Source organism: Streptomyces sp. NPDC002328, from assembly GCF_042890065.1.
Classification (GTDB): Bacteria; Actinomycetota; Actinomycetes; order Streptomycetales; family Streptomycetaceae; genus Streptomyces.
In genome coordinates, this window is sequence record NZ_JBIARQ010000017.1 from 47,500 (window position 1) to 69,334 (window position 21,835).

General features: G+C 72.5%; 17 protein-coding genes and 1 pseudogene. 6 read left to right on the forward strand and 12 right to left on the reverse strand.

The genetic code is table 11. From position 1 onward, the window contains the following. The first annotated feature begins 199 nt into the window (after positions 1–199). Together ACFYX4_RS32125 and ACFYX4_RS32130 are read left to right on the forward strand one after the other, a co-directional pair. Positions 200–4,201, forward strand: a complete 4,002-nt coding sequence (locus ACFYX4_RS32125) for a SpoIIE family protein phosphatase (protein ID WP_389340883.1) — start codon at positions 200–202, stop codon at positions 4,199–4,201. Further along, positions 4,198–4,491 (forward strand): STAS domain-containing protein, encoded by a 294-nt coding sequence (locus ACFYX4_RS32130; protein ID WP_389340654.1) that lies wholly within the window; start codon positions 4,198–4,200, stop codon positions 4,489–4,491. Before ACFYX4_RS32125 ends, ACFYX4_RS32130 begins: the two co-directional genes overlap by 4 nt. Positions 4,492–4,509: 18 nt before the next feature. Here the strand turns inward: ACFYX4_RS32130 and ACFYX4_RS32135 are convergent, their stop codons facing one another. Continuing rightward, complete coding sequence (locus tag ACFYX4_RS32135) at positions 4,510–6,537, reverse strand: SpoIIE family protein phosphatase (protein WP_389340886.1); 2,028 nt, start codon at positions 6,535–6,537, stop codon at positions 4,510–4,512. A 358-nt stretch (positions 6,538–6,895) separates the two neighbouring features. Between ACFYX4_RS32135 and ACFYX4_RS32140 the strand changes: the two genes are divergently transcribed. Beyond that, complete coding sequence (locus tag ACFYX4_RS32140; protein WP_389340656.1) at positions 6,896–7,639, forward strand: hypothetical protein; 744 nt, start codon at positions 6,896–6,898, stop codon at positions 7,637–7,639. Positions 7,640–8,158: 519 nt separating this feature from the next. On the opposite strand, the gene ACFYX4_RS32145 is transcribed toward ACFYX4_RS32140, so the two are convergent. Both ACFYX4_RS32145 and ACFYX4_RS32150 read right to left on the reverse strand, forming a co-directional pair. Beyond that, a complete protein-coding gene (locus ACFYX4_RS32145) occupies positions 8,159–9,892 on the reverse strand; it encodes a SulP family inorganic anion transporter (RefSeq protein WP_389340658.1) in 1,734 nt (577 codons plus the stop codon). Between the two features lie 108 nt (positions 9,893–10,000). After that, positions 10,001–10,465, reverse strand: coding sequence for a cyclic nucleotide-binding domain-containing protein (locus tag ACFYX4_RS32150; protein ID WP_389340660.1), 465 nt, complete (start codon positions 10,463–10,465; stop codon positions 10,001–10,003). A 160-nt stretch (positions 10,466–10,625) separates the two neighbouring features. On the opposite strand from ACFYX4_RS32150, the pseudogene ACFYX4_RS32155 reads away from it, so the two are divergent. After that, positions 10,626–10,991, forward strand: a pseudogene (locus tag ACFYX4_RS32155) (LuxR C-terminal-related transcriptional regulator); the annotation flags it as partial. Here the strand turns inward: ACFYX4_RS32155 and ACFYX4_RS32160 are convergent. Together ACFYX4_RS32160 and ACFYX4_RS32165 are read right to left on the reverse strand one after the other, a co-directional pair. Further along, a complete protein-coding gene (locus ACFYX4_RS32160) occupies positions 10,897–11,178 on the reverse strand; it encodes a hypothetical protein (RefSeq protein ID WP_389340662.1) in 282 nt (93 codons plus the stop codon). The pseudogene ACFYX4_RS32155 and the gene ACFYX4_RS32160 overlap by 95 nt on opposite strands. Positions 11,179–11,320: 142 nt before the next feature. Continuing rightward, on the reverse strand, positions 11,321–12,535 hold the full coding sequence (locus ACFYX4_RS32165; RefSeq protein ID WP_389340664.1) for an esterase/lipase family protein: 1,215 nt from the start codon (positions 12,533–12,535) through the stop codon (positions 11,321–11,323). 174 nt (positions 12,536–12,709) lie between these two features. Between ACFYX4_RS32165 and ACFYX4_RS32170 the strand changes: the two genes are divergently transcribed. Beyond that, complete coding sequence (locus tag ACFYX4_RS32170; RefSeq protein WP_389340667.1) at positions 12,710–13,612, forward strand: amidohydrolase family protein; 903 nt, start codon at positions 12,710–12,712, stop codon at positions 13,610–13,612. A gap of 184 nt (positions 13,613–13,796) precedes the next feature. Here the strand turns inward: ACFYX4_RS32170 and ACFYX4_RS32175 are convergent, their stop codons facing one another. The 4 genes from ACFYX4_RS32175 to ACFYX4_RS32190 are packed head-to-tail and all read right to left on the reverse strand — an operon-like array spanning position 13,797 to position 16,374. Then, positions 13,797–14,261, reverse strand: coding sequence for a cytidine deaminase (locus tag ACFYX4_RS32175; RefSeq protein WP_389340669.1), 465 nt, complete (start codon positions 14,259–14,261; stop codon positions 13,797–13,799). A 56-nt stretch (positions 14,262–14,317) separates the two neighbouring features. Further along, the gene (locus tag ACFYX4_RS32180; protein ID WP_389340671.1) at positions 14,318–15,085 is read right to left on the reverse strand and encodes an SDR family NAD(P)-dependent oxidoreductase; all 768 of its coding nucleotides are present in this window, start codon (positions 15,083–15,085) and stop codon (positions 14,318–14,320) included. Positions 15,086–15,108: 23 nt separating this feature from the next. After that, on the reverse strand, positions 15,109–15,327 hold the full coding sequence (locus ACFYX4_RS32185; protein ID WP_389340673.1) for a hypothetical protein: 219 nt from the start codon (positions 15,325–15,327) through the stop codon (positions 15,109–15,111). A 30-nt stretch (positions 15,328–15,357) separates the two neighbouring features. Beyond that, a complete protein-coding gene (locus tag ACFYX4_RS32190; protein WP_389340675.1) occupies positions 15,358–16,374 on the reverse strand; it encodes a zinc-dependent alcohol dehydrogenase family protein in 1,017 nt (338 codons plus the stop codon). A gap of 183 nt (positions 16,375–16,557) precedes the next feature. On the opposite strand from ACFYX4_RS32190, the gene ACFYX4_RS32195 reads away from it, so the two are divergent. Further along, positions 16,558–17,427, forward strand: coding sequence for a helix-turn-helix domain-containing protein (locus tag ACFYX4_RS32195; protein ID WP_389340677.1), 870 nt, complete (start codon positions 16,558–16,560; stop codon positions 17,425–17,427). A gap of 15 nt (positions 17,428–17,442) precedes the next feature. On the opposite strand, the gene ACFYX4_RS32200 is transcribed toward ACFYX4_RS32195, so the two are convergent. The 3 genes from ACFYX4_RS32200 to ACFYX4_RS32210 are packed head-to-tail and all read right to left on the reverse strand — an operon-like array spanning position 17,443 to position 21,828. Further along, positions 17,443–18,582, reverse strand: coding sequence for an XdhC family protein (locus ACFYX4_RS32200; protein ID WP_389340679.1), 1,140 nt, complete (start codon positions 18,580–18,582; stop codon positions 17,443–17,445). A 58-nt stretch (positions 18,583–18,640) separates the two neighbouring features. Continuing rightward, entirely contained in the window at positions 18,641–20,836 is a 2,196-nt protein-coding gene (locus ACFYX4_RS32205) for a xanthine dehydrogenase family protein molybdopterin-binding subunit (RefSeq protein ID WP_389340889.1), read from the reverse strand. A gap of 11 nt (positions 20,837–20,847) precedes the next feature. Then, the gene (locus ACFYX4_RS32210; RefSeq protein ID WP_389340681.1) at positions 20,848–21,828 is read right to left on the reverse strand and encodes an FAD binding domain-containing protein; all 981 of its coding nucleotides are present in this window, start codon (positions 21,826–21,828) and stop codon (positions 20,848–20,850) included. Between the last annotated feature and the right edge of the window lie 7 nt (positions 21,829–21,835).

Consider the following 21,835-nt stretch of genomic DNA (forward strand, 5'->3'; position numbering starts at 1 on the left):
GAAAGGACGACCGGTGACCGGTGACGACGAGGACCGCACGCCGCTGCCCGCGGCGGGCGCCGAGGTGTTCGCCGCCGACGCGAGGGTCGGCGGCGACCTCGCCGCGGTGGACTGGACCGCGACGCCGCTGGGGCCGCCCGACGGCTGGCCGCAGAGCCTGAAGACGGCCGTCGACATCCTTCTGTCCTCCCGCTTCTCGATGTGGATGGCGTGGGGGGACCAGCTGACGTTCTTCTGCAACGACGCCTACCGCCGCGACACCTTGGGTCAGAAGTACCCGTGGGCGCTGGGCCGCCCGGCCGGCGAGGTGTGGGCCGAGATCTGGGACGACATCGGGCCCCGCATCGACGCCGTGCTGTCCACCGGCGAGGCGACCTGGGACGAGGGGCTGCTCCTCTTCCTGGAGCGCTCCGGCTTCACCGAGGAGAGCTACCACACCTTCTCCTACAGCCCCCTGCGCAACGACGACGGCCGTGTGGTCGGCATGCTCTGCGTGGTCAGCGAGGACACCGAACGGGTCATCGGCGAGCGGCGGATGACGACCCTGCGGGACCTGGGCTCCGACCCCAGCGTCATCCGCACCGAACAGGAGATGCTGGCCTTCGCCGGACGGCAGTTGAGCGGCAACCTCAAGGATCTGCCGTTCAGCCTGGCCTACCTCTACGACGACGACGGCGGCGCACGGCTCGCCCACGCCACGGGGATCCCCGCCGGCCACCCGGCCGCCCCGACACGCCTCCCGGCCGCCCCGACGCGCCTGTCGGCCGGCGTCGCCGAGCAGTTGTGGCCGCTGTCCGCCCCCGCCCGCGGCGAATCGGTGCTCGTGCCGCTCGACGGCGGCCCCTTCGCCGAACTGCCCCCGGCCGAACTGCCCGTCGGAGACTGGCCGGAACCCCCCGTCCAGGCCCTCGTCCTCCCGCTGCTCCAACAGGGCGCAGCTCCCTACGGGTTCCTCATCGCGGGGCTGAACCGGTACCGGCCGCTCGACGACGGCTACCGCGGCTTCCTGGAACTCGCCGCGGGACACCTCGCCACCGGCATCGCCAGCGCCCGCAGTTACCAGGCGCAGCAGCGCCGGGCCGAGGAACTCACCGAACTGGACCGGGCGAAGACGGCCTTCTTCTCCAACATCAGCCACGAGTTCCGCACCCCCCTCACGCTGATCATGGGCCCGCTGGACGAACTCCGCGGCCACCTGGCCGAGTCCGACCCGGCGATCCGCGAAGAGGTCGAGGTCATCCACCGCAACGGGCTGAGGCTGGGCAAGCTCGTCAACACCCTGCTCGACTTCTCCCGCATCGAGGCGGGCCGGATGCAGGCCCGCTACGAGCCGGTCGACCTCGCCCGCGTCACCGCCGAACTCGCCAGCGTCTTCCGCTCCGCCGTCGACAAGGCCGGCCTCGCCTTCACCGTGGACTGCCCCGCGCTCGGCGAACCGGTCCACATCGACCGCGGCATGTGGGAGAAGGTGATCCTCAACCTCCTCAGCAACGCCCTGAAGTTCACCTTCGACGGCTCGATCACCGTGGCCGTGCGCGCGGCGGACGGCGAGGCGGTCGTCACCGTCGCCGACACCGGCATCGGCGTCGCCGCCGACGAGATGCCGCGCCTGTTCGAGCGCTTCCACCGCATCGAGAACGCCCGCTCGCGTTCCGACGAGGGCAGCGGCATCGGCCTGGCCCTCGTCCGCGAACTGGTGGGCCTGCACGGCGGCACGATCACCGCCGACAGCGTCGAGGGCGAGGGCACCCGCTTCACCGTCCGGCTGCCGTTCGGCTCCGCCCATCTGCCCGCCGACGCCCTCGTACCGGCGGCGCGGGCCACCGGGGTGTCCGCCGGCGCCGACCCCTATGTGCAGGAGGCCCTGCGCTGGCTGCCAGGCGCGGAGCACGACGAGCAGCCGACGCCGGCCGGCGACGCCGGCGACCGGGCCACGGGCGTCCCGGCGCGCGTGCTGATCGCCGACGACAACACCGACATGCGGGAGTACCTCAGCCGGATCCTGACCGGCGCGGGATACCGGGTCCGGACGGTCGGCGACGGCATGCACGCCCTGGAAGCCGTCCGCGCCGACGCCCCCGACCTGGTGATCAGCGATGTGATGATGCCGCGCCTGGACGGCCTCGCCCTGGTCGCCGCCCTGCGCACCGACCCGCGCACGGCCGCCGTGCCGGTGCTGCTGCTGTCGGCGCGGGCCGGGCAGGAGGCGTCTATCGAAGGCCTGCGGGCCGGCGCCGACGACTACCTCGTCAAGCCGTTCGCCGCCGCCGAACTCCTCGCCCGCGTACGGGCCAACGTCGAGCTGGCCCGGCTGCGCACCCACCACGCCCGCTGGCGCACCGCGCTCGTGGACTCGCTCCAGGAGGCCTTCTTCGTCTGCGACGAGCGCGGCGCCGTCATCGAGATCAACACGGCCTTCACCGACATCCTCGGCTACGGCCCCGAGGACCTGCCCTACGCCCCGGTCCACCCCTGGTGGCCGGACGCCGAGACCGACCCGGACGCCCACCGGCAGGTCGCCGACGCCTTCGCCGGACTGCTCGGCCAGGGCCGGGGCAACCACACCGTCCCCGTCACCCACCGCGACGGCCACCGGCTCTGGATCAACTCCACCTTCAATGAGGCCCAGGACCCCGACACCGGCCGCCGCGTGATCGTCGGCACCTTCCGCGACGTCACCGCCGAGCACTACGCCGTCCAGCGCGAGAGCGCGCTCGCCGCCCTGAGCACCTGTCTCTCCCAGGCCACCGGCCTCGCCGACGCCCTGTCCGGGACGCTCGACCGGCTCAAGGAGCTGTGGCGGGCCGAGTCCGTGCTCGCCGCCGTCTTCGACCACGGCGACGAACCCTCCCTCACCGCCACCGACCCCGCACTCACCTGGCACCGGCTGCCCGACGCACACCGCCGTCAGCTCTCCGGACTGCGCCGGCGCCCCCTGCTCACCCCGGAGGCCGACCGCACCGGCGCCGGCATCCTCCTCGAACACCCCGACGGCCCCCTCGCCCTCTGGGTGGACCTGGGCGGCCGCCGGCCCTTCACCGGCGAGGACCAGCTACTGCTGTCCCTGCTGGCCGGACACCTCGCCCAGGGACTCGTCCGCGTCCACCAGATCGACCAGCAGCGCGAGACCGCCCTCGCCCTGCAACGCGCCATCCTCGGCCCCTCCCGGCTGCCCGAGGGCTTCGCCGTCCGCTACGAGCCCGCCACCCGGCCGCTGGAAGTCGGCGGCGACTGGTACGACACCATCACCCTGCCCGACGGCCGGATCGGCATCGTCGTCGGCGACTGCGTCGGCCGCGGCCTCCAGGCCGCCAGCGTCATGGGACAACTGCGCAGCGCCTGCCGCGCCCTGCTCCTCCAGGACGCGAGCCCGGCCTCCACCCTCATGGCCCTGGACCACTTCGCCTCCACCGTCCCCGGCGCCCTGTGCACCACCGTCTTCTGCGGCGTCCTCGACCCCGGCACGGGGGAGCTGACCTATTCGAGCGCCGGCCACCCACCGGGCATCCTCGCCCACCCGGACGGCACCACCCGTCTCCTGGAGGACGGCCGCGCCCTCCCGCTCGCCGTCCGCCCCGGCCGGCAGCGCCCCGAGAGCACCTGCACCATCCCCGCCCGCGCCACCCTGCTGCTCTACACCGACGGCCTCGTCGAACGCCGTCGCCGCCCGCTGAGCGCCGGCATCGACCAGGCCGGCGAAGCGGTGCAGGACGGCCGTGACATCGGCGTCAACGAACTCGCCACCGTCGTCATGACCCGGCTGGCCCCCACCGAGGGCTACGACGACGACGTCGCCCTCCTCCTCTACCGGCACCCCGCGCCCCTGGAGATGACCTTCCCCGCCGAGTCGGCCCAGCTCGCGCCGGTCCGCAAGACCCTCCGCACCTGGCTCGACCAGTGCCATCTTCCCCCGCAGACCACGCAGAACATCCTCGTCGCCGCCGGCGAGGCATGCGCCAACGCCGTCGAGCACGGACACCGCCACACCCCCGGCGACACCATCTGCCTGCGCGCCGAAGCCTTCGTCGACAACCTGCGCCTGACCGTCGTCGACACCGGCCGCTGGAAGACCCCGCAGCCCGAGATCAACGCCCACCGGGGCCGGGGCATCACGTTGATGCGCGCCATGATGCAGCAGGTCACCATCACCCCCGGCCCCGCCGGCACCACTGTCGACATGCACACGAGGATCGCCCGATGACCACCCCGCTCACCCTCACCCAGGGCCGGCACCCCGACGGCACCGCCCTGCTGACCGCCATCGGCGAGATCGACATGAGCAACACCGACGCCCTGGCCGCCGCCCTCGACGACACACCCGGCCCCCTGGTCCTCGACCTGACCGGGGTCGAGTACCTCGACAGCGCGGGCCTCTCCCTCCTCTTCGCCCACGCCGACCGCCTCCGGCTGATCGCCGGCCCGCTCCTGGCCCCCGTCCTGACCATCTCCGGACTCGCCGACCTCGCCACCGTCCACACCTCTCCCAACTGACCGGGCGGGAAAGGCCCGTCACCGGGGGGACGGATCGGGGGTGAAGGGCGTCGCGCGCGCGATCAGCAGGGCGACGTCGTCGTGGTCGTCGGCGCGGCGCAGACTGCGAAGGAGCCGGTCGCAGGTGGTCTCCAGCGGGCCGTCGGGCGTGTCGAGGAGGTGCAGGAGGTTGTCGAGACGTTCGTCGATGGAGTGGTGGCGGGTCTCGACCAGCCCGTCGGTGTAGAGGACGAGCCGGTCGCCCGGGCGGAACTCCACGCCGGAGGTCTCGAAGGGCACGCCGCCGACGCCGAGCGGGGTGCCGGTGGGCAGGTCGAGCAGCCGGGGGCGGCTGCCGGCGCGCAGGAGGACGGGCGGCAGATGACCGGCGTTGGCGAGGCGGCACTCGCCGCGACGGGGGTCGTAGGAGGCGTAGACGCAGGTGGCGATGTACCGCTCCAGCCGTGAGGTGATGGTGTCCAGGTGCTGGAGCACCCGGGCGGGTTCGAGGTCCAGCTCGGCGAAGGCGGCGGTGGCGGTGCGCAGCCGGCCCATCGCGGCGGCCGCCTCGATGCCGCTGCCCATGACGTCGCCCACGACCAGCGCCGTCCGGTCGCCGGTGAGCGGAAGCACGTCGTACCAGTCGCCGCCGACCTCGTAGGCGGCCTGCGCCGGCACATAGCGGGAGGCGACCTGCACGCCCGGAAGCCGGGGCGGATGATCGGGGAGCAGGCTGCGCTGAAGGGTCTCCGCCGCGTTGCGCACGCTCTGGTGGGTGCGGGCGTTGTCCATGCACACCGCGGCACGGGAGGCCAGCTCGGCGGCGATGGCGAGGTCGTCCTCGTCGAAGGGCTGCGGATTGCGGGCCCGTACGAGGCTCAGCGAACCGAGGACGGAGCCGCGCGCCGCGAGCGGCACGACCAGATAGGAGTGCACCCCGGCGCGCGCCAGCAGGGTGGCGGCGTTGTCGTCACGGGCGATGCGCGTCAGGTCGTTGCCGTGGGTGCGGCGGATCAGGATGGGCCGGGAGGTGCGCACGCAGCGCGTGGCCAGCCGGTCGGCGGAGTAGACGGCTATGTGGCCGGGCGGATCGGCGGCGCGGACGGCGTCGGTGGGGTAGGCCGCCCTCACCGCGAGCGCGCGGAAGACCGCGGGATCCCCGCCCCGGGACGCGGGGCGGTGCTCGTCGAGCACGGAGTCGAGGACGTCGACGGCGGCCAGGTCGGCGAGTTCGGGGACGGTGACGCCGGCCAGTTCCTGCGCCGTGCGGTCGACGTCCAGGGTGGTGCCGATCCGGGCGGAGCCGTCGGCGATCAGGGCCAGCCGGCGTCTCGTCTGACTGGCTTCGAGCGCCGACTCGTAGGGCCGGGTGACGTCCACCACCAGTTCCGCCACACCGAGGACGCGGCCGTGGGCGTCCTCCAGCCGGTACACCGACACCGACCAGGCGCGGTTGTGTTCCGGGTCCGCCAGGGTGCGGGCGACGATCGCGGGCTGGTTGACCAGGGGGGACCCGGTCCTGAGGACCTGCCGCATCATGGACTCCGCCTGTGCGAACTCCGGCGCGCTCATGATCGTGCGGTACGCGCGGCCCAGGTGGTCCTTCGCCGGGATGGCGTGTATGCGCTCCAGGGTGGGGTTGACGGCCAGGTACCTCAGCTCGGTGTCGAAGATCGCGATGCCGATGGGGGACTGCGAGATCAGCCGGGTGGACAGGGCGATGTCCCGCTCCAGCTCGCGCAGACGGGGCGAGTCGGCGCCCAGCCCGAGCGCGTAGAAGTCGCCCTGCTCGTCGGAGAGCCGCATGTTGCGCAGCTCGACGAGCCGGGTGCTGCCGTCCTTGCAGCGGATGGGAAAGGCGCCGGCCCAGCTCTGGCCGGTCTCCATCACCTCGGCGAACGTCTTGGCGACCCAGTCCCACTGCTCCTCGCGCACCAGCAGACGCGCCGCGTACTGTCCGAGCGCCTCCTCGGCCGCGTACCCGTACAGCCGCTCGGCCTGCGGACTCCACAGGACGACCCGCCCCTCGGCGTCGAGCAGCACGGCGGCGACACCGAGGAGATCCATGAGGCTGCTGGGCTCGGAGAGGCCGGTGGGGGCGGAGAGGGTGGGCGGGTCGTCTCCGGTGGGGCCGGGGGGATCCGGGTGCCGGCCGGTGTCGGTGGAAGGCCGCTCGGCGTCGCTCATCCCAGGCCCTCCTTCCGACGACCGGAAGCCGCAGAAGCCGCGTCGGCCGTGTGCCGGTCCGGAAGGTGCCCTGTGCCCGACAGACGGCCTGGCTTCCATGGTCCCCCCAAGAGCACCGAACTTCACGGCGGTGCGGTGCGACTTTTTCGCGGTGCGGCCGGGCGGCGGCGGGTGCCGCTCGGGGGTTGGCAGGGGCGTCGTGGGCGACGGATGATCCGGGTGGAGAGGGGGCAGGTGCGTGTTGCTGGATTTGCGCGAGGTCGAGAGGCTGCATCGGGACCCGGTGCGTGCGCGCAGGGTCGGGACGGATCTGATCGGGCTGGCGCGGTTGTTCGGGACCGTGTCGGCGGTGTCGGCGATGGCGGCGGTGGCGCTCGCCTGGTGGCGTCCGTCGGCTCCGGTGAGCACGGCGGTGCTCGCGCCGGCCGGCACGGCGTTCGGCGGCGGGATCGCCTGGATGCTGGTGCTCGTCGGCGTCCGCCGGTGGCTGCGGCGCGAGATCGTCACCGACGAGGACGGGCGACGACGGCTGGCCGAGGTCCGTGGACTGCGGCCCCGTTTCTGGTTCCCGGGGGAGACCTGGTGGCCGCCGGTGCTGTTCGCGGTGCTGCTCTGCTCCGACCTCGCCGCCTGCGCGCTGGTGCTGACCCTCGTCCATTCCTCGACGCCGGAGGGCGTGGAGACACTGAGGTGGCCGGTCACCGGAGCCGTCCTCTTCGTCGGAGCCGTCCTCGCCGGCGTCGTCACCTGGCTCTGCCCTCCCCAACGCGACAAGAGCCTCGACGCCTCCTGGACACCACGCAGTGCGGCGCACCGGATCGCCGTGTACACGCTGCCGGCGGTGCTGGCGGCGCCGGTGCTGGTGGGGGAGCGGCACGAGATCTGGGCGAAGGCACCGGCCGTCGTCGCCTCGCTCTGGCTGTTCATCGCCCCGCTGATCCACCACGACCATTCGGCGTCCGGCAGCAGCGATGATCGATGAGGCGGGCCAGGGCCGCGACGGACCACTGCCCGGTACCGAGCGCGACGGTGGCCGGTTGAGCGTGGACACGGCCTGCGTCCAGCCGCTGCCGCTACTGCTGCCGGTCTGCGGGCAATTGCCTTGTCGCTGAAGCGTGGTGCGGCGATGCTGGGCCGATGCCAGGGCAGCGGAAGAGGAAACGAAGACAGCGTGAGGAGAGTCAGCGCGCCGACGCTCGCTTCGCACCGGACGCTGGTCACTGGCAAGTGCTCTTCGAGACCCAGGACGCGTCGGAATGGCGTGCTCACATCCATCGTCTGCGAGCATCGGACGAACAGATCGACTGGACGACGGTCCGCATGGAAATGCTGTGCGGCCGCCTGACGCATCCGACGACCTACCGGCTGAGCCGGTGGGCTCGACGGTCCTGATGCGTCGGGTGTCGCTGCGAGGCGGGTGTTCATCGTGGCGGATCGAGAGAGCGGAACGGCGCGTCATGCCGGACGGCACGTGCCTGGTACCGGTGACCGGAACTCCCGTCTAACGGTCGCTCGACCAGTTCCTGTACGCGGATACCGCCGTCGGCAGGGTCGGGAAGATTCGTTCGTTGCTGATCGTGGTTGTCAATCCGTATGCCGTCAGGTCGTCCAGGAGGTCCTGTTTCACGCGGGCGAGGGCGAACACCACGCCGCGGGACTCCAGTTCGCGGCGGAGTTCGTCCATCGCGTCCAGGGCCGTGATGTCGACCTCCACATTGGCCTCGGTGTTGAGGACGAACCAGCGGACCGGGTCGGGCTGTTGGTCGACGGCGGTCAGGGCGCGGCGGCGGAAGTCCTCGGCGTTGGCGAAGAACAGCGGGGAGTCGTAGCGGTAGACGAGCAGGCCGGGGACGGTGCGGGCCTGCGGGTAGTCGTCGACGTCGTGCATGCCGGCCAGGCCCGGCACCAGGCCCTGGACGGCGTCGTGCGGGCGGGCCACCCGGGTGAGCAGTTCGGCCACGGACAGCCCCACGGCGACCAGCACGCCGTACAGGATGTCCAGGGCCAGCACCCCGGCCAGGCAGCCGAGCGCCAGCAGGAGTTCCCGGCGGCGGAAGGACGCCAGCCGTCGGAAGCCGGACAGGTCGATCATGCGGACGGCCGCGTAGACGACGAGCACCCCGAGGACCGCCTTGGGGGTGCGCGACAGCAGCGGGCTCAGGAAGAGCAGGACCGAGAGGACGACCGCCCCCGCGACCAGCGAGTACGCCTGACTGCGCGCGCCCGCCGAGGAGGCCAGCGCGGTACGGCTGGCGCTGCTGCTGACCGGGAAGCCGTGCAGGACGCCCGCGCCGAGGTTCGCCGCGCCCAGCGCCAGGAACTCCTGGTCGGCGTCGAGGCCCGGCCCCGGGTCGTCGGGGTCGGCGTCTCTGTCGTCGCGCCGGGTGAACGCCCGCGCGGTGAGGATGAAGTCCGTGTAGCCGACCAGGAGGACGCCCAGGGCGGGGAGCACCAGGTGCGGCAGTTCGGCCAGGTCCGGCAGGGCCAGGGAGGGCAGGCCCGACGGGACCTCGCCGATCACCTCGATGCCGTAGCGACCGTCCAGGTCGAACAGGGACACGGCCGCCGTGCCGAACACCAGGACGAGCAGAGGGCCCGGGACGGCCCGGAAGAAGCGGGAGACCGCGAAGAGAACGCCCAGCGCGACGAGGGAGAACGTCAGCGTGGCCGGGTGGATGTCGGTCAAGTGCGTGACGAAGGACCACAGTTGGGGGAAGAAGCCCGAACCCGTCGTCGGGACGCCGGTGAGCTTCGGCAGCTGATCCATCATCATGATCAGGGCTACGCCCGCCAGATAGCCGATCAGCACCGGCCGCGACAGCAGGTCCGCGACGAAGCCGAGCCGCGCCGCCCACGCCACGACGCACAACAGGCCGACCGCGATCGCGAGCGCGGCCGCCAACGACGCGTACCGGGCCGGATCTCCCGCGGCCAGCGGAGCGACCACCGTCGCCGTCATCAGCGCGGTCGTCGACTCCGGGCCCACGGAGAGCAGACGGGACGAGCCGAGCAGGGCGTACAGCGCGAGCGCGGGCAGGATCGCCCACAGCCCGGCGACCGGCGGCAGACCGGCCACCCCCGCGTACGCCATCACCTGCGGCACGAGGTACGCGGCCACCGTCACCCCGGCCAGCACGTCGCCCTTCAGCCACGAGCGGCGATACGCGCGCAGCACACCGAGTCCGGGCACCGCACGGCGCCACCGCACCGTACGACCGAACGAGCTCTGGGACATGATCCTCCTCGGCGAAAGGATCTCAGAGTCCTCGGCCGGCGTCGCGGACCACCGCGGTGTCGGGGCGCACCGCCGGTGCGAGCGGGTCCCGCGCCAGGTGGCGCGCAGTCAGGCGAGGTTGCCGCTTCCGTACGGCGCGTACAGGTCCAGCAGCCGGGTGCGGGTCGCGCGCAGACGGTGGGCGAGGACGCCGCCCACCCACTCGGCGACGCTCGCCCCGAACGCGGGGTCGTCCCGGCACATCGAGCGGATCGCGGTGGCGTCGAACTCGTAGGCGCGCACGGGGCTGGTCGTCTCGGCCCCCAGATGCCAGGCGTGCGGTGCCAACAGCCAGGGCCAGCCGATGAGTTCGTTGTGCCGGAGGGTCTCGATGACGGCGGCACGGCGGCCGGGCACGCGCATGTCGAGGTCGACGCTGCCGGTACGGATGATCCAGAACCGGTCGGCGCGGGCCCCCTCCTCGAAGAGGCGCTCTCCCTGCGGGAACGACACTTCACGGGCGAAGCCCATCAGCCGATGGCGGTGCTCGGCCGGCAGCGCCTGGAGTACGCCGGCCGTGGTGGGAGCGTTCATGATGTGCCTCCAGTCGGGACGTCCGAACCTGCCACGTCCAGCGTGCTTCGACGCCCCGCACCGGGCGATGGGCCACCCGGCCCCATGACCGGGCCCTTCGGCACCGCACCGGGCAGAGTAGGGCCGATCGGCCCTGGCTCTTCGGCCCCCGAAAGCGCAGGCCGGGGCGTCCGGATACGTGCTGAAGCAGATCCGGGGCTCGGACCTGGTGTCGGCGGTGCGCACGGTGGCGGCCGGGCAGTCCCTGCTCGACCCGAGCGCCACCGCCAGGCTGATGGCCCGACTGCGCGAGGGCCCGAGCCGGGAGCGGGACCCCGAGCCGGACGCCCTGCCGGGCCTGACCGAGCGGGAGCGGGAGATCCTGGCCCTGGTCGGGGAGGGGCTGACCAACCGCGAGATCGGCCGGCGGCTCTACCTCGCCGAGAAGACGGTCAAGAACCACATCTCGCGGCTGCTGGCCAAGGCGTCCGTGTCCAGCGTGTGGTCGACGGGTTGGACCGCGGGCAGGCAGCGCGGTCGGAGCCGACGATCAGCACCCCGTCCAGCAGGGTGCGCATGCGGTCCCGGGCCGCGCGCACCTGCTGGACCTGCTGCTGGAGTCCTTCCAGCAGCTCGTCCAGCCGCAGTGCGGCGAAGCCCCCGGCACCGGGGCTCCGCCCCGCCCGTGCGCGCCCTCGTCCACCGAAGCTCCCCTCGTCGGGCACCGTCGCCACACTGCTCAGCTTGCCCGAAGGGGCGAGGACGGGACGCGCTCGACGGCAGTGCGCCGTGACGTGTTCCGCCGTGCGCCGTAGGGACGTTGTCGGTCGTGCGGCGGCCGGGGCCCCGTCCGGGGAACCCCGGCCGCCGGCCCGGTCAGTCGGGGAGTCGGTCGAGGACCCACTCTCCGATCTCGGGCGTCATCATGGCGTGGGGGTCGTTCCCGGCGGAGAGCATGAAGTCGTCGAGCTCGGACTCCTCCGGGGGCAGTTCGTCGATGGCGACGTACAGGTCGTCCTGCCGGCCCAGGTCGCGGACGGCGACCGCGCTGATGGACGGCACGAAGCACACGGACCGGTGCACCATGTCGATGCCTTCGCCGAAGGAGGCGAGGGTGTCGCCGACGATGCCGAACGACTCGAGCGTCCCGCCCGGCGCCCCGTCCAGCTCGGGGAAGCCACGCGTGACGATCGGGTGCGGCCCGCCGAGGACGCCGTTGAGTACGGCCACCTCCGCCGGGTCGCCCTGGGACTGCGCGAGGAAGTACGTGCCGTCGAAGAGCGGCCCCGAACAGCTGAGCGTCTTGTCGCCGGCCCGGACGCCGTTCCCCACGCCGTCGCCGCGTCCGCTGGACACGCCGAGCAGGCGCGGGATACGGGGCCACGAGCCGACCCGGCGGAGCTGCTCGAGGAACTCCCTCCGCAGCGGGCTCTCCTTCGGCGTGCCGTCCACGCTGTCCAGATACCGCCAGAGCATCTGCTGCGAGGCCGGGCTGCCGATCTGGCGGAGGTACGTGTCGTCGACCTGCGCGAGGTAGTGCGCGAACGCCTGGAGCCCGATCGGCAGCCACGCCCCCCGGTGCGGGGTGTCGAACGACAGGTACGCGCCGACCCGGTGGTCCATGCGCTGCATTTCCATCTTCGCCAGCGCGTAGCGGGTGACCATGCCGCCCATGCTGAACCCGCCGACGAGGAGCCGGGTGCTGTCCAGCTGCTCGGCGATGGTGCGCAGGACGGCGGCGGTCACCGTCTCGGCGTTGCGGAGGATCGACTCGCTGCGCTCGTCGAACCCGACGAGGATCAGCGTGCGTCCCCGGCGCCGCAGCTCGCTGATGAACGGGTAGCGGCCGTTCTCCAGCCCGTCCCACAGCCAGTCGAAGTCGCTCGGTCCGAGGTTGAAGCCGTCGGCCAGGATGACCGGCCGGACCACGCCTTTCTGGCCCTGCCCGTAGTACACCCGGGCCTGGCCGCCCGGCAGCTGCCATTGCTCGTCGGCCGGGGGCGCCTGCGCGGCGGGCCGCGCGTCCCTCGGGCTGACGAGTCCGAGTGACCCGGCGGCCTTCCTGGCCTTGTCGGTCTTGCTGTCGGCCATGAATGTCTCCTTTCATGCTGCTGACACTGACGAAGAGACATATTGGACATTCGGCACCTTGGATACACATGCGCAGGGCATATTTCACCTGCGAGAACGAGGGTGACGCATGCCTCAGGGATCCCCGGCGCGAAGGGGTGGACCCGTCCCGTCACCTGACCCATGGTGGGCGTCATGGACGATCACCGCATGGCGTCAGCCGGCCCCGAGGTCGAGGAGATCCGCCGTTTCTGGGGGCGGCTCGGGCTCCCCGGGCTCGTCGACGTCCACACGCACTTCATGCCCGAGCGCGTCCTGCACAAGGTCTGGGACTACTTCGACGCGCTCGGATCGCTGACCGGCGGGCTGGAGTGGCCCATCGCCTACCGGCAGGAGGAGGCGCAACGGACCGCCCTGCTGCGGGAGTTCGGGGTGCGGGCCTTCACCGCGATGCTCTACCCGCACAAGCCGGGCATGGCCCGGTGGCTGAACGGCTGGGCGGCCGACTTCGCCCGCCGCACCCCCGACTGCCTGCACACCGCCACCCTTTACCCCGAGCCGGGGGTCGAGACGTACGTCCGGGAGGCCGTCGAAGCCGGCGCGCGGGTGTTCAAGGCGCATGTGCAGGTGGGCGCTTACGACCCGGCCGACGAACTCCTCGACCCCGCATGGGGGTTGCTGGCCGAGGCGCGGGTCCCCGTGGTGATCCACTGCGGCTCCGGGCCCGCGCCCGGCAAGCACACCGGTCCCGAGCCGATCGGGCGGGTGCTGGCGCGCCATCCGCAACTGCGGCTGATCGTCGCGCACATGGGGATGTCCGAGTACGAGGACTTCCTCGGTCTCGCCGAACGTCACGCGCAGGTGCGGCTGGACACGACGATGGCGTTCACCGACTTCAGCGAGGCGCTGATGCCGTTCCCTCGCCGGGCTCTTCCCCGGCTGGCCGAGCTGGGCGACCGCATCCTGCTCGGCTCCGACTTCCCCAACATCCCCTACCCGTACGCGCATCAGCTCCACGCCCTGGAGCGGCTGGGCCTGGGTGAGGAGTGGCTGCGAGCCGTGTGCCACGACAACGGGGCGGCGCTGTTCCGGCTGTGAGGTCCCCGTGGTGGCGAGCAGCCCGCCGATGCGCACCTGCGGACGGAGGGTGGTGAGGTGCGCGCGACCTCGCCGATCATGTGGACGATGGCAGTCGGACGTCGCCGGCGATGCGCGGGACGAACGCGTGGGCCGTGTTGCAGGGGATGGCGATGACGGGCGCGGGTGACAACGGGTGACGGGCCTATGCCTGCTCGGCGTCGAGTTGGTGATCGGCCCAGACGTAGCTCTCGGGCAGCAGTTCGGAGACGGGGACGGTGCGCAGGCGGTCGCGTCGGCCGACGATGACGCCGAGGCCGGGGAAGTAGTCGAGCAGGACCTGACGGCAGCGGCCGCACGGAGGGACGACGCCGCGCTCGCGGTCGCCCACGGCGACGATCGTGTCCAACTCGTACACGCCCTGGGCCGCTGCCGCGCCGATGAGGACCAGTTCGGCGCAGGGGCCGCCGGTGAAGTGGTAGGCGTTCACCGCGGTGACGATCCGGCCGTCCCGGGCACGGGCCGCGGCGGCCATGGTGTGGTTGTCGCCCCGGCAGCGCGTGCGGGCGACGTGGGCCGCGGCTTGCACGAGTTCGTCGTCGACGGGGTGGTCCCGGCCGTCGCCGTCGGAGTCGTCGGCGTGCTCGGGGTGGTCGGTCCGCGTGGTCATCTTCCTTGCCTTCGTCAGGAGTCGGCGAGGCGGACCATGTTGCCCGATGGAACGCGTCAGCGGGCGACGTAGCCGCCGTCCACCGGGAGGGCGACCCCGACGACGAAGCCGGCGCCGGGGCTGCACAGCCACAGCACCGCCTGGGCGATCTCCTCCGCGGTGCCGAGGCGGTTGATGGGCTGGCCGGCCTCTGCCTCGGCGCGGTCGAGCTCGCCCTTGGCGATCATGTCGCTGACCATGGGGGTGTCGATGGTGCCGGGGCACACGGCGTTGATCCGGACGCCGCGCGGGGCGTATTCGAGCGCGGCGCTGGTGGTCAGGCCGATCACCCCGTGCTTGGAGGCGTGGTAGGAGGCACGGCCGGGCAGGCCGACCAGACCGCCGAGCGAGGAGCAGTTGACGACGGCCCCGCTGCCCTGCTCCCGCATATGGCGCAGCTCGTGCTTCATACAGGCCCACATGCCGCGCAGGTTGATGGCGTTGACGCGGTCGAACCTCTCGGCGGGTTCGTCGGCGGCGTCGCTGGGCGGGATCTGGATGCCGGCGTTGTTGTAGGCCATGTCGAGGCGTCCGAAGGTCTCCACGGTGCGGTCGACCGCGGCGGCGACCTGGTCCTCGTCGGCCACGTCGCAGACGAGGGCGAGCGCGCGGTGGCCGGAGCCGGTGAGCTCCTCGACCGCCGCGTTCAGGGCCGCTTCGTCGACGTCGGTGAGGGCGACGGCGGCTCCCGCCTCGGCGAAGGCGCGGGCGGTCGCCAGGCCCATGCCGGAACCGGCTCCGGTGACGAAGGCGACCTGGCCGGTGAAGTCGTATGTCGGGTTCACGTCGTTCTCTTCCCTCGGTCCTGTCAGGGTGCGGCTTCGATGGTGATCTTCTCGGCGCCGGCCAGACGTCCGGCGTCGCCGTCGGCCACCCGGCCGAGGACGATCAGGCCGGTGTCGCGGGAGCCGCCGTCGGTGAGCTCTCCGGCGAGGCCTCCGGTGAGGCTGGCCCCCCGGCCCGGCCCCCCCCGGCCCGAACCCCCCGGCCCGAACCCCCGCGGCCGCCCCCCCCGCCCTGAACCCACGCGGCTCCCCCCGCCCCGCACACTCGACGGTCAGGGCTTGAGGAGGGTCTTGATGGCGCGGCGCTCGTCCATCGCCTTGTAGCCCTCGGCGACCTGGTCCAGGGGGAGGGTGAGGTCGAAGACCTTGCCCGGGTTGATGCGGCCGGACAGGACCCGGTCGATCAGGTCGGGGAGGTAGCGGCGGACCGGGGCGGGGCCGCCGCGCAGGCCGACGTGGGAGAAGAACAGCTCCACGCCGTCGACGGCCACCTCGTGCGGGACGCCGACGAAGCCGACGTTGCCGCCGGGCCGGGTGGAGTGCAGCGCCTGCTGCATGGACTCGGCGGTCCCGACGCACTCCAGCACGGAGTCCGCGCCGATGCCGTCGGTGAGATCCTTGACGCGGGCGATGCCCTCGTCGCCGCGCTCGGAGACGATGTCGGTCGCGCCGAACTCGACGGCGAGCTTCTGACGCGACTCGTGGCGGCTCATGGCGATGATCCGCTCGGCCCCGAGTTCCTTGGCGGCGATGACGCCGCACAGGCCGACCGCGCCGTCGCCGACGACGACGGCGGTGGAGCCGGGCTTCACCTCGGCGGCGAGGGCGGCGTACCAGCCGGTGCCCATCACGTCGGAGACGGCGAGCAGGCTGGGCACCGCCTCGCCGTCCGGGTGCTCGTCGGTGGCGACGAGGGTGCCGTGGGCGTTGGGGATGCGGACGTACTCGGCCTGGCAGGTGCTCATGAACTCGCGGTTCAGACAGTTGGACTGCCAGCCGTTGCGACAGTTGGCGCAGGTGTTGTCCGAGGTGGCGAAGGAGCCGACCACGAACTGGCCCGGCCTGACGTTGGTGACCTCGCCGCCGACCTCCTCGACGATGCCGACGTATTCGTGTCCCATCGGGTGCGGGTCGCCGATGGGTTCCAGGCCGCGGTAGGGCCACAGGTCCGAGCCGCACACGCAAGTGGCGACCGTGCGGATGACGGCGTCGGTCGGCTGGACGATCCTCGGGGTGTCGACGCTCTCGAAACGCACGTCGCCGGGGGCGTGGATGACTGCTCCGTGCATGGTGGTGCTTTCCTTCCCTGCGAGGGGGTGAGCCGCGGCCGGGTCGGGAGAGGCGGCCGGGTACGTCGACCCTCACACGCGGGGGAACGGGCGAAAAGCGGAAGGATTCTTCCTAGGACAGAAACATCCTGGGAAGGAATTCTCCCCCCTTCCTCAAGGGGAATCGATGCCAAGGTGGGAAGCATGACCGGCAACGCACCCCTCAACGAGCTGGGAGAGTTCCTCAAGAAGCGCCGCTCGGAGCTGAGCCCGCGCACCGTCGGCCTGCCCGACAGCGGCCGGCCCCGCAGGGTCGACGGGCTGCGCCGCGAGGAGGTCGCCCAGCTCGCCAGCATCAGCACCGACTACTACACGCGCCTGGAGCAGGGCCGTATGCAGGCGTCCGCGCCCGTCCTGGACGTCCTCGCCCGGGTACTCCACCTGGATGACGACGAGCGCGGCTACCTCTTCCAGCTCGCGGGCAAGGCCACCACCCGCGTCCGCCGCCGCGGCCGGCAGAAGGTGCAGCCCCAGCTTCAGCGGGTCCTGGACGACCTCACCGCCACCCCGGCCGTCGTACAGGGCCGGCGCGGGGACGTCCTCGCCTGGAACGCCCTGGCCGCCGCCCTGGTCACCGATTTCTCCCACGTTCCGGAAAAGCATCGCAACTATCCGCGGATCATCTTCACCGACCCGGCCATGCGCACCCTCTACGCCGACTGGGAGAGCTCCGCCCGGATCGCCGTCGCCCAACTGCGCATGGAGGCCGCGAAATATCCGGAGGACCCCAGCCTGATCGAACTGGTCGGTGAACTGTCCATGCGGGACGAGCAGTTCGCGAAATGGTGGGGCGACCACCGGGTCGCCGCCCGCACCGTGGGCACCAAGACCCTCAACCACCCGGTCGTCGGCGAACTCGTCCTGGACTGGGACACCTTGACCGCCAGCACGGACCCCGACCAGCACCTGACCGTCTGGACGGCCGGACCAGGCTCCGCCACCCACGAGCGGCTCCGCATCCTCGCCTCCTGGGCCGCCGAGCAGAGCCTGTCGCCGTCACGGCCGCTCGACTGACGTAGTCACGGCCGCTCAACTGACGGAGCCCGCGACCGGATGCGGCGACGCGCGGTGGATCGGGCCGGCCAGCTCGGACAGGGGCAGGCCCGTCCCCCGGTGGCTGCGGGCGATGATCTCCGCGGTGATGGAGACGGCCGTCTCCTCGGGTGTGCGCGCTCCGAGGTCGAGGCCGATGGGGGAGTGCAACCGGGCCAACTGGTGCGGTGTGAGGCCGAGTTCACGCAGGAGTCGGAGGCGTTCGTCGTGGGTGCGGCGGGATCCCATCGCGCCGACGTAACCGACGGGCAGGTCCAGTGCGACGCGCAGCAGCGGGATGTCGAACTTGGCGTCGTGGGTGAGGACGCAGACAGCGGTACGGCCGTCCACCTCCGTCCGTTCCAGGTAGCGGTGGGGCCAGTCGGCCACGACCTCGTCCGCGTGCGGGAAACGCGCGGTGGTGGCGAAGACGGGGCGGGCGTCGCAGACGGTGACCCGGTAGCCCAGGAAGCAGCCGGCCCGGCTGAGGGCGGCGGCGAAGTCGACGGCTCCGAACACCAACAGGCGCGGGCGGGACGAGTGGACATGGACGAGGGCGGTCACCGGCTCCGGGCAGCCGGCGCCGTTCCCGCCGACCGTGACGCGTGCGGTGCGTCCCGCCCTCAGGAGGGCTCGTGCCTCTTCCGCAAGGAGGCTGCCGACCGGTCCGCCGGTCAGTGTCCCGTGGGCGGCTGTGCCGTCGCCGAGGACGCTGAGCGTCGAGCCGAGGAGGCCGTCGGGGCCGTCGACGACCTCCGCCACCGCGACGGGCCGGCCCCGGACGACGTCGGCGAGGGCCGCGGCGAGGTGCGGCAGCTCCGCGGGATCGACACGCCGGACCAGGACGTCGAGTTCACCGCCACAGGTCAGCCCGACGGCGAAGGCGTCGTCGTCGGAATAGCCGAACCGGGCGCGCACAGGGCCGCCGTCGCTCCGGAGCACCTCCCGGCACAGCTCGTGGACCGCGCCCTCGACGCAGCCGCCGGATACGCTGCCGACCGCGTCGCCGTGCTCGTCCACCGCGACCGACGTGCCGGCCGGAAGGGGTGCGCTGCCCTGGACGCCGACGACGGTGGCGAGGGCGAAGGGTCGGGCGTCGCGGCACCATCGGTGCAGTGTCTCCGCGATGTTGAACATGGGCCTTTCTCCGTGGTGCGGGGGCGGCACGTGGTGCGAGGGCGGGACGACGGGCCGGTCAGAGCAACGCCTCGGCGGTGATCGGCAGTTCGCGGATCCGGCGGCCCGTGGCGTTGAAGACCGCGTTGGCGATCGCCGGGGCCACGCCGATCATCACCAGCTCGCCGAGACCCTTCACGCCGAGCGGGTCGGCCTCGCGGTCCTCCCCGTCGAGGTAGATCGCCTTGAGGTCGGGGACGTCGGCGTTGACGGGGACGAGGTAGTCGGCGAGGTTCGCGTTCACGATCCGGCCGTCGCGGTGGTCGGTGACCGTGTGCTCCAGCAGGGCTGTGCCGATGCCGCCCACCATGCCGCCGATGGCCTGGCTGTCGGCGAGCTTGGGGCTGATGATGCGGCCCGCGTCGTACACGCCGAGGACGCGCCGCACCCGGACGAGCCCCAGCGTCGCGTCGACGGCTACCTCGGCGAAGGTCGCGTTGTAGCCGTAGAAGGAGTGCCGCTCGGGCCCGGACGGCGGCGCGAAGGAGCCGTCCGCCTCCAGATGGGTGAGGTCGTTGCGGGTCAGCAGCCGCCGGTACGTCTCGCCGCGCGCCGGATCGCCCTTCACGTGCAGCCGGCCGGCCCGGACGACGACATCGCCGGCGGGCACTCCGTACAGCGGTGACTCGCGGTCCCCGACGGCCAGTTCGACCGCCTGACGGCGGACCCGGTCGCAGGCGTCCAGCGTGGCGGAACCGACGCTGGCCATCGTCATCGAGCCGCCGTGCGGCGGGGTCGGCGGGTACAGGGAGTCGCCGAGCCGGAACGTGACCGCGCGCATGGCCAGGCCGAGCGCGTCGGCGGCGACCTGCGTCTGGGAGGTGTAGGTGCCCGGGCCCATGTCGGTGGCTGCGGCGTCGACCAGCGCGGTCCCGTCGGCGTCCAGACGGGCACGCGCCTGTGCCGGGAAGCGGGCGGTGTCGTACACGCCGGCGGCCATGCCCAGCCCGATCAGCCAGTCCCCGTCCCGCCGCGAGCGCGGCCGGGGCGAGCGGCGGTGCCAGCCGAACTCCCGGGCCCCCACGGCGTAGCACTCGCGCAGCCGGCGCGTGGAGAACGGCAGCCCGTTCGACTCGTCCTCGTGCGGCTCGTTGCGCCGGCGCAGCTCGACCGGGTCGACGCCGAGCCGGTGGGCGAGTTCGTCCATGGCCGACTCGATGACGAACGACGCCGTCTGGAAGCCCGGCCCGCGCATGTACAGCGGCGTGGGCAGGTCCAGCGGCACCAGCCGGTAGGCCTGGCGGACGTGGGGCATGCTGTAGAGCATCTGCCCGGCCGACAGGATCGCCTCGCTGAACTTCTCGTACGACGACGTCTCGGCGTCGATCTCGTGGACCGCGGCGTTCAGACGGCCGCGCCGGTCGCTGCCGAGGCGCAGCCGGTACCGGTAGGACGGCCGGAAACCGGTGCCCAGGTACATCTGCGCGCGGCTCAGGACCAGCTTGACCGGACGGCCCGTCTCCCGGGCGGCCAGCGCGGCGACGACCACATGCGGCCAGCAGCGCAGCGCCGTGCCGAAACCGCCGCCCACGAACGGGGAGATGACGCGCACCGCGTTCGACTCGACGCCGAACACCGCCGAGAGTTCGGTCTGCGTGCCCACCACCCACTGGGTCTTGTCCCACACGGTGAGCCGGCCGCCGTCCCAGCGGGCGATCGTGGCGTGCGGCTCCATCGGGTTGTGGTGGTTGCGGGCCGTGCGGTAGGTCAGGTCCAGCCGTACGGGCGCGTCGCGCAGGGCCGCGTCGGCGTCGCCGCGCGCGTAGGCGGTCGGCTCGTCGGGTTCGGCCTCGCGCAGGTCGGTCGAGGGCCGCTCGGCGGCGTAGCCGACCTCGACCAGGCTCGCGCCGTGCTGGGCCGCCTCCAGGGTGGTGGCGATCACGACGGCGACCGGCTGGCCGTGGAAGAGGACCCGGTCGTCCTGGAAGACCCGCAGCCGGCGGCCGGGCGGATTGTTGGAGCCGGGGTTGTCGCGGTACGGCAGCCGGGGCGCGTTGCCGTGGTGGACGACCTTCAGCACACCCGGGTGGGCTTCGGCGGCCCCGGTGTCGATGGAGGTGATCCGGCCGCGTCCGATGCTCGCGTCGACGATGACGGCGTGCACGACGCCGTCGACGTCGTGCTCGGCGGCGTAGAGGGCCTGGCCGGTGACCTTGAGCCGGCCGTCGACCCGGGACAGCGGCGCGCCCACGGCTGCCTGCGGCTGGGGGCTCACGGGCTGGGAGCTCACTGCGTACCTCCTACGACGCGCAGCTGGCGTTCGACGGTCCGCTTCAGCAACTCGATCTTGAAACGGTTGTGCCGCAGCGGCCGGGCTCCTTCCGAGGCGTGCTCGGCGGCGGCCGGCCACAGGGCCGCGGAGGGGCGCTCGCCGACGAGCCGCCGTTCGACGGCGGGCAGCTTCCACGGCACGGTGCCCACGCCGCCGGCGGCGACCTTCGCCTCCCGGATCACCCCGCCGCGGATGTGCAGGGCGACGGCCGCCGAGGTGAGGGCGAACTCGTAGGACTGCCGGTCGCGCACCTTCAGATAGCCCGACCTGAGCGGACGCGGCTGTGCGGGGATGTCGACCGCGGTGATCAACTCGCCCTTTCTCAGGCCCTGTTCACGTTGAGGGGTGCTGCCCGGCCGCAGCAGGAAGTCGGCGAAGGAGACCCGGCGTTCACCGTCCGGGCCCAGCAGCCGCACGCTCGCCTCCAGTGCGGCGAAGGCCACGGCCACGTCGGAGGGGTGGGTGGCCACACAGGCTTCGGAAGTGCCGAGGATCGCGTGCGCGCGGTTGTGGCCGTGCAGCGCGGCGCAACCCGAGCCGGGCTCACGCTTGTTGCAGTCGGCCGTCACATCGCGGAAGTACGTACAGCGGGTGCGCTGCATGATGTTGCCGCCGATGGTCGCCATGTTCCGCAACTGGGCCGAAGCGCTCAGCTCCAGCGCCTGCGACACGACGGGGAACAGCGTGCGCACCTGGGGGTGGGCGGCGGCCTCGGACATGGTCACCAGGGCGCCGACGCGCAGGCCGCCGCCCTCGGTGACGGTGACCTCGTCCAGCGGCAGACCGGAGATGTCGACGAGCGCCTCGGGACGTTCGACGGTCTCCCGCATCAGGTCGACCAGCGTCGTGCCGCCGGCGATGTAACGCCCGCCGCGGCGACCGGCGTCGAGCGCCTCACGGGTGTCGGAGGCACGGGTGTAGGAGAAGGGATGCATGGGGACC

Excerpts from the sequence above, each read along its gene's own strand:
- ACFYX4_RS32125 (WP_389340883.1), top strand. The coding sequence starts at position 200 with ATGTGGATGGCGTGGGGGGACCAGCTGACGTTCTTCTGCAACGACGCC.
- ACFYX4_RS32130 (WP_389340654.1), top strand. The coding sequence starts at position 4,198 with ATGACCACCCCGCTCACCCTCACCCAGGGCCGGCACCCCGACGGCACC.
- ACFYX4_RS32135 (WP_389340886.1), bottom strand. The coding sequence starts at position 6,537 with ATGGATCTCCTCGGTGTCGCCGCCGTGCTGCTCGACGCCGAGGGGCGG.
- ACFYX4_RS32145 (WP_389340658.1), bottom strand. The coding sequence starts at position 9,892 with ATGTCCCAGAGCTCGTTCGGTCGTACGGTGCGGTGGCGCCGTGCGGTG.
- ACFYX4_RS32150 (WP_389340660.1), bottom strand. The coding sequence starts at position 10,465 with ATGAACGCTCCCACCACGGCCGGCGTACTCCAGGCGCTGCCGGCCGAG.
- ACFYX4_RS32165 (WP_389340664.1), bottom strand. The coding sequence starts at position 12,535 with ATGGCCGACAGCAAGACCGACAAGGCCAGGAAGGCCGCCGGGTCACTC.
- ACFYX4_RS32170 (WP_389340667.1), top strand. The coding sequence starts at position 12,710 with ATGGACGATCACCGCATGGCGTCAGCCGGCCCCGAGGTCGAGGAGATC.
- ACFYX4_RS32175 (WP_389340669.1), bottom strand. The coding sequence starts at position 14,261 with ATGACCACGCGGACCGACCACCCCGAGCACGCCGACGACTCCGACGGC.
- ACFYX4_RS32190 (WP_389340675.1), bottom strand. The coding sequence starts at position 16,374 with ATGCACGGAGCAGTCATCCACGCCCCCGGCGACGTGCGTTTCGAGAGC.
- ACFYX4_RS32195 (WP_389340677.1), top strand. The coding sequence starts at position 16,558 with ATGACCGGCAACGCACCCCTCAACGAGCTGGGAGAGTTCCTCAAGAAG.
- ACFYX4_RS32200 (WP_389340679.1), bottom strand. The coding sequence starts at position 18,582 with ATGTTCAACATCGCGGAGACACTGCACCGATGGTGCCGCGACGCCCGA.
- ACFYX4_RS32210 (WP_389340681.1), bottom strand. The coding sequence starts at position 21,828 with ATGCATCCCTTCTCCTACACCCGTGCCTCCGACACCCGTGAGGCGCTC.